The organism is Streptomyces sp. LMG1-1-1.1, assembly GCF_040815545.1.
Lineage (GTDB): Bacteria > Actinomycetota > Actinomycetes > Streptomycetales > Streptomycetaceae > Streptomyces.
In genome coordinates this window covers 111187-118607 of sequence record NZ_JBFPNH010000028.1, presented here as the reverse complement: position 1 = coordinate 118607, position 7421 = coordinate 111187, and the positions used below count along the sequence as shown (strand labels likewise).

General features: G+C 73.6%; 5 protein-coding genes. All 5 read left to right on the top strand.

Annotation, left to right across the window (positions count from 1 at the left end):
• Positions 1-3252: Rne/Rng family ribonuclease (locus MRBLMG1_RS16880; protein WP_367824835.1), on the top strand; the 3252-nt coding region annotated here is incomplete at its 5' end.
• A 244-nt stretch (positions 3253-3496) separates the two neighbouring features.
• A complete protein-coding gene (rplU, locus tag MRBLMG1_RS16875; RefSeq protein ID WP_015033583.1) occupies positions 3497-3817 on the top strand; it encodes a 50S ribosomal protein L21 in 321 nt (106 codons plus the stop codon).
• A gap of 13 nt (positions 3818-3830) precedes the next feature.
• On the top strand, positions 3831-4085 hold the full coding sequence (gene rpmA / locus MRBLMG1_RS16870; protein ID WP_003976205.1) for a 50S ribosomal protein L27: 255 nt from the start codon (positions 3831-3833) through the stop codon (positions 4083-4085).
• Between the two features lie 107 nt (positions 4086-4192).
• Entirely contained in the window at positions 4193-5632 is a 1440-nt protein-coding gene (obgE, locus tag MRBLMG1_RS16865) for a GTPase ObgE (RefSeq protein ID WP_367824834.1), read from the top strand.
• A gap of 119 nt (positions 5633-5751) precedes the next feature.
• A complete protein-coding gene (locus tag MRBLMG1_RS16860) occupies positions 5752-7389 on the top strand; it encodes a glycosyltransferase (RefSeq protein WP_367824833.1) in 1638 nt (545 codons plus the stop codon).
• Positions 7390-7421 lie beyond the last annotated feature (32 nt).

The window sequence follows — 7421 nt, the reverse complement described above, 5'->3', positions numbered from 1 at the left end:
GCTCCGGCCGCCGAGCCGGCCGTGGAGACCGCCGCCGCCGAGGCCCCCGCGCCCGCCCGCACCCGCCGCCGTGCCACCCGTAAGGCCACCTCGCCCGAGGTGACCACCGAGGCCGCCGTCACCGGCGAGGCGCTGCCGTCGTCCACCGTCGCGCAGATCGCCGCCGAAGAGGCCGAGGTCGCCGCCGCCGAGACCGCGGCCACCCGTGGCCGCGGCCGCCGCCGCGCGACCTCCCCGCAGTTCACCTCCGAGCCGGCCCCGGTCAGGGAGACGCGCCGCGCCGCGCGCCCCGCCGTCGCCGTCTTCCAGGCCCCGGTCTTCGCGGAGCCCATGTTCCAGACCCCGGAGACCGCCGCCGCGGCCGCCGCCGCCGTCACGGTGGAGCCGGAGGAGGACGAGACGGTCGAGGAGGTCGAGGTCGAGGTCGCCGAGGCCGAGGCCGAGGTCGTCGAGGCGCCGGAGCCCGCCGAGCGTGCCGAGGCCGGCTCCCGCCGTCGCCGTCGCCGCCGCGGCGAGCCCGTCGCCGTCGAGCCCGTCCCGGCCACCGTCGCCGACGAGCCCGAGGTCGAGGCCGTCGCGGACGAGGCCGAGGAGGCCGAAGAGGCCGAGGACGCGGACGAGTACGAGGACCGCCCGTCCCGCCGTCGCCGCCGCGGTGGCCGTCGCCGCCGTCGCGGTGAGCTCACCGAGGTCGACGAGGCCGAGGAGGGCGAGGAGCCGCACGCCGAGGACGAGGCCGAGGAGGCCGAGGACGAGGACGAGTCGGACGAGGCCGAGGGCTTCACCGGCGGTTCCAGCAGCTCCCGCCGTCGCCGTCGCCGCCGCCGTCGCAGCGGGGACGCCGCCGCCGACGCCGAGGGCGCCGACGACGAGGGCGTCCGCACGGTCGTCAAGGTCCGCGAGCCCCGCCCGGCGCGCGAGAAGGCCGAGCCCGGTACGGGCGCGGACGAGGTCCAGTCCATCAAGGGCTCGACCCGCCTGGAGGCCAAGAAGCAGCGCCGCCGCGAGGGCCGCGAGCAGGGCCGCCGCCGCGTCCCGATCATCACCGAGGCCGAGTTCCTGGCCCGCCGCGAGGCCGTCGAGCGCGTCATGGTCGTCCGCCAGAACGGCGAGCGCACCCAGATCGGCGTCCTGGAAGACAACGTGCTCGTCGAGCACTACGTCAACAAGGAGCAGGCCACCTCGTACGTCGGCAACGTCTACCTGGGCAAGGTCCAGAACGTCCTGCCGTCCATGGAGGCCGCCTTCGTCGACATCGGCAAGGGCCGCAACGCCGTCCTGTACGCCGGCGAGGTCAACTTCGAGGCGCTCGGCATGGGCCACGGCCCGCGCCGCATCGAGTCCGCCCTCAAGTCCGGCCAGTCGGTCCTCGTCCAGGTCACGAAGGACCCGATCGGTCACAAGGGCGCCCGCCTGACCAGCCAGGTCTCGCTGCCCGGCCGCTACCTCGTGTACGTGCCCGAGGGCTCGATGACCGGCATCAGCCGCAAGCTCCCGGACACCGAGCGCGCGCGTCTGAAGACCATCCTCAAGAAGATCGTCCCCGAGGACGCGGGCGTCATCGTGCGCACCGCCGCCGAGGGTGCGAGCGAGGACGAGCTGCGCCGTGACGTCGAGCGCCTCCAGGCGCAGTGGGCCGACATCCAGAAGAAGGCCGCCCAGATCTCGTCGTCCGCGCCGAGCCTGCTCTACGGCGAGCCGGACATGACCGTCCGGGTCGTCCGCGACATCTTCAACGAGGACTTCTCCAAGGTCATCGTCAGCGGCGACGACGCGTGGGAGACGATCCACGGGTACGTCTCGCACGTCGCGCCCGACCTGGCCGACCGTCTGTCCAAGTGGACCAGCGAGGTCGACGTCTTCGCGACGTACCGGATCGACGAGCAGCTGATGAAGGCGCTGGACCGCAAGGTCTGGCTGCCGTCCGGCGGTTCGCTGGTGATCGACAAGACCGAGGCGATGATCGTCGTCGACGTCAACACCGGCAAGTTCACCGGCCAGGGCGGCAACCTCGAAGAGACCGTGACGAGGAACAACCTCGAAGCGGCCGAGGAGATCGTGCGTCAGCTGCGGCTGCGCGACCTCGGCGGCATCGTCGTCATCGACTTCATCGACATGGTCCTGGAGTCCAACCGCGACCTGGTGCTGCGCCGCCTCCTGGAGTGCCTGGGCCGGGACCGGACCAAGCACCAGGTGGCCGAGGTCACCTCGCTCGGCCTGGTGCAGATGACCCGCAAGCGGGTCGGCCAGGGCCTCCTGGAGTCCTTCTCCGAGACCTGCGTCCACTGCAACGGCCGCGGCGTCATCGTCCACATGGAGCAGCCGGCCACCGCCGGTGGCGGTGGCGGCGGCAAGCGCTCGAAGAAGCGCGGCCGCGGCGGCGCCGAGCACGTCCACGAGCACGAGCAGGTGGAGGCCCCGGAGGCCGACGCCGAGGTCGAGACCGAGGACGAGGTCGCGGCGGAGCTCGCCGCCCCGATCGCCCTGCCGGAGCCGATCGCCCCGGACGAGGAGCTGTACGGCTCCGCCGCCGAGGCCGAGGCCGCCGCCACGCGCGGTCGTGGCCGCCGCCGCGCGACCCGCCGGGTGTCCGCCCCGGTCGCCCCGGCGCCGGTCGTCGAGACCGAGGCCGTCGTGTACGAGCCGGAGCCCGTCGCCGCCCCCGCGCCGGTCGCGGAGCCCGCGCCCGTCGTGGAGGCGCCCGCCGTAGAGGCCGAGCCGGTGGTCGAGGAGACCGCCGCCCCGGCCCCGCGCGGCCGTCGCCGCGCGACCCGCCGGGTGACCTCCCCGGTCGTCTCCACCACGGAGACGGTCGCCGAGGTCGTCGCCGAGCCGGTCGTCGTCGCCGAGCCGGTCGCCGAGGCCGCCCCGGAGCCGGAGCCCGTCGTGGAGCCGGTCGCCGAGCCCGTCGTCGAGGAGGCCCCCGTGGCCGCCGCGCCGCGTGCCCGCCGCCGGGTGGTCCGCAAGGCCACCGCTCCCGCCGGTTCGCCCGCGGGCGCCGAGGAGGCCGCCGTCGTCGTGGTGACCACGGCTCCGGCCGAGGCCCCCGAGGCGCCGGCCGACGCCGACGACACCGAGGCGGCCCCGGCCAAGAAGACGGCGGCCCGCAAGACCGCCAAGAAGGCCACGGCCAAGAAGGCCGCCACCAAGAAGACGGCGGCGACCAAGAAGACCGCGGCCAAGAAGACCACCGCCAAGAAGGCCCCGGCCAAGAAGGCGGCGGAGAAGACCACGGCTCCGGCCCAGGACTGATCCACCGGGTGCGGGCCGTCCCTCCACGGGGGCGGCCCGCACCCGCTCGGGCGAATTTGACCCCTTGTGGCAGCCGCCCGTAACCTAGACCGTCGGCGTGTCTGATCGCACGTCGCGCCTCTGAGCACCTCCCTCCCGCTCGCCGGGAGAGGCCGCTCGTCCGATTCCGGAACGCCGCGGGCCCCCGGGCCCGTGTGAGCGGCTGGCTTCAGAGGTTTCCATCCCGAGTGAGAGAGAGATCCGCGTGTACGCCATCGTGCGCAGCGGTGGTCGCCAGCACAAGGTTGCTGTCGGCGACATCGTTGAGGTTGACAAGATTTCCACTGCCAAGGTTGGCGACACGGTCGAGCTCTCGACCCTGCTCGTTGTCGACGGCGACGCCGTGACCAGCGACCCGTGGGTCCTGGCCGGTATCAAGGTCACGGCCGAGGTCGTGGACCACCACAAGGGCGCCAAGATCGACATCCTGCGCTACAAGAACAAGACCGGCTACCGCCGTCGCCAGGGTCACCGCCAGCAGTACACGGCGATCAAGGTCACCGGTATCCCCGCGGCTGCGAAGTAAGAGGGACTGAGACATGGCACACAAGAAGGGCGCATCGTCCACCCGGAACGGGCGCGACTCCAATGCCCAGCGGCTCGGCGTGAAGCGCTTCGGCGGTCAGGCCGTCAACGCTGGTGAGATCCTGGTCCGCCAGCGCGGCACCCACTTCCACCCGGGCGCGGGCGTCGGCCGTGGCGGCGACGACACGCTGTTCGCCCTGCAGGCCGGTGCGGTGCAGTTCGGCACCCACCGTGGCCGCAAGGTCGTGAACATCGTTCCGGTCGCCTGATCGGAACTCTTTGCGGAGGCGGACCTCACTTCCCGTACGGGAAGCGGGTCCGCCTTTCGCGTGTTACTAGATAGACATTCCGCACGTAACTCTCTGGAGGCACCACCATGACCACCTTCGTGGACCGCGTCGAGCTGCACGTCGCCGCGGGTAACGGAGGCCACGGCTGCGCCTCCGTTCACCGGGAGAAGTTCAAGCCGCTCGGCGGACCCGACGGCGGCAACGGCGGTCGCGGCGGCGACGTGATCCTGGTCGTCGACCAGGCCATCACCACGCTCCTCGAATACCACCACTCGCCGCACCGCAAGGCCACCAACGGCCAGCCGGGCGCCGGCGACAACCGCTCCGGCAAGGACGGCCAAGACCTCATCCTGCCCGTACCCGACGGCACCGTCGTCCTCGACAAGCAGGGCAACGTCCTCGCCGACCTGGTCGGGCAGGGCACCACCTTCATCGCCGGCCAGGGCGGCCGCGGCGGCCTCGGCAACGCGGCCCTGTCCTCGGCCCGCCGCAAGGCGCCCGGCTTCGCGCTCCTCGGCGAGCCCGGCGAGGCGGGGGACGTCGTCCTGGAACTCAAGACGGTCGCCGACGTGGCGCTCGTCGGCTACCCGAGCGCCGGCAAGTCCTCGCTCATCTCCGTGCTCTCGGCCGCCAAGCCGAAGATCGCCGACTACCCCTTCACGACGCTCGTCCCGAACCTGGGCGTCGTCACCGCCGGCTCCACCGTCTACACGATCGCCGACGTCCCCGGCCTGATCCCCGGCGCGAGCCAGGGCCGCGGCCTTGGCCTGGAGTTCCTGCGCCACGTCGAGCGCTGCTCCGTCCTCGTCCACGTCCTCGACACGGCGACGCTGGAGTCCGACCGCGACCCGGTCTCCGACCTCGACATCATCGAGGAGGAGCTGAAGCAGTACGGCGGCCTGGAGGACCGGCCCCGGATCGTCGTCCTCAACAAGATCGACATCCCGGACGGCCAGGACCTCGCGGACATGATCCGCCCGGAGCTCGAAGAGCGCGGCTACCAGGTGTTCGAGGTCTCCGCCGTCGCCCGTACGGGCCTGAAGGAGCTCTCCTTCGCCCTCGCCGGCATCGTCGGCGAGGCGCGCGCGGCCAAGCCGGTGGAGGAGGCGACCCGTATCGTCATCCGCCCCAAGGCCGTCGACGACGCCGGCTTCACCGTCATCTACGACGAGGCCGAGGACGTCTACCGGGTGCGCGGCGAGAAGCCCGAGCGCTGGGTCCGCCAGACCGACTTCAACAACGACGAGGCCGTCGGCTACCTCGCCGACCGCCTCAACCGCCTCGGCGTCGAGGACCGCCTCCTCAAGGCCGGCGCCCGCGCCGGCGACGGCGTCGCCATCGGCTCCGAGGACAACGCCGTCGTCTTCGACTGGGAACCCTCCATGATGGCCGGCGCCGAGATGCTCGGCCGCCGCGGCGAGGACCACCGCCTCGAAGCCCCCCGTCCCGCCGCCCAGCGCCGCCGCGACCGCGACGCCGCCCGCGACGACGCCCAGCGCGAGTACGACGAGTTCGACCCGTTCTAGCGGGTCCGGGCGCTGCGCCGGTCCGCCGGTCGGCCCGGCGCAGCCGCCCGACGCCGGCGGGGCCCTTTGGGGTCTCGCCGTGTGAGGGGGCCGGGGAGGGGCTCCCGTAGGATTCTGGGGTGAGTGAGAGTGCTGCCCCGCAGGTCGCGGATCGTGTGAGTGTCGTCGTCATCGCGTACAACGACGCGGCGTGCGTCGGCGACGCGATCCGGTCCGCCCTGGCGCAGGGCGACGCGGTCGGTGAGGTCGTCGTCGTGGACGACGCGTCGGGGGACGACACGCCCGGGGTGCTCGCCGGTTTCGCGGACGATCCGAGGGTCCGGCCGCTGATCCGGGAGGAGAACAGCGGCGGCTGCGGGACGCCCCGCAACGACGGTGTCGCCGCCGCCGTCCACCCGTACGTCCTGTTCCTGGACAGCGACGACCTGCTGATGCCCGGCGCCGTCGACGGGCTGCTGGCCGTCGCGACCGCGGAGCGCGCGGACGTCGTCGCCGGCGTGTGCGTGCGGCGGGAGCTGCCCGAGGGCCGCGAGACGGTGTGGGCGCCGTCGCTGTACGACGTCTCGCGGGGGGCGACGCTCCCGGGGACCGTGCTCGAAGGCATCGAGGAGCACCCCGAGTTCGTCCTCGACACGCTGTCGGTCAACAAGCTGTACCGCCGCGACTTCCTCGACGCGCACGCGATCCGCTTCCCCGACGGCGCCTTCCACTACGAGGACTTCGTCTTCAGCGCCCGCGTCCAGGCCGCCGCCCCGCGCCTCGCCGTGACCGACGTGCCGGTGTACGTGTGGCACGTGCGGCGCCAGGCCGCGACCCTGTCCATCTCGCTGCGCCGCGCCTCGCCGGCCAACTGGGAGCACCGGATCGCCGCGCACGCCGCCGTCGTCGACGTGTTCCGCGCCGCGGACCGCCCCGCGCTCGCCGTCGCCGCGCAGACGAAGTTCCTGGACTACGACCTCCCCATGTACCTGCGCGAACTGCCGCAGCGGACCGGCTCCTACCGGACCGACTGGTGGAAGGCGACCCGTGCCCACCTGGCCGGTTTCGACGACGCCGCCGTCGCGGCGGCCCAGGCACCGTCCCGCTGGCTGCACGCCGCGCTCACGGCCCTCGTCGACGCGCCCGAGGGCGGCGAGCTGACCCGGTTCGTCGAACTGGCCTCCCCGACGCCCAGGCTGGTCCCCCCGTACCCGCGCGCCGAGGACGGCACCCCGGTGCTGGCCGCCGCCCCCGCCGACGTACCGCTGGACGGTCTCGCGGAGCTGGCGCCGGCCCAACTGCCGGTCGCCGTGGACGGGGAGGTGGCCGTCGGCGGGACGACCCGGCTGACCCTGACGGTGCACGACCTGTACGGCCGGGTCGCCGCGCTGCGCCCCACCGACCTGAAGGTGGAGTTCACCGAGCGGGTGTCGGCGGAGGAACTGCCGGTCGAGGCGCCGCTGGTGCCCGCCGCCGGGGGCTGGACCGCCACCGTGCGGGTGCCGACCGCGCGGCTGCTCCGGCCGGGCCGGCTCGCCGCGTGGTCGCTCCACGCCGAGCTGCGGTACGCGGACGGCTCGACCGGGCGTGCCGAGGTGCGGGCCCCGCGGGGCTTCGCGGGCCGGCGGGGCGTCGTCGCCGGACGGCTCGGGCGGCCCCTGCTCGTGCAGGTCGTGGCGTCGGCGCGGCGCGGGCTCGTCCTCCGACTCGCCGGAGGCGCGGTCGGCGCCCGGCAGGTGCTGGCCGGGCGGTTCAAGAGGCTTGTTGCGATGCGGTGAACATCACCGAAGGTGCGGCGGAGCAATTATGG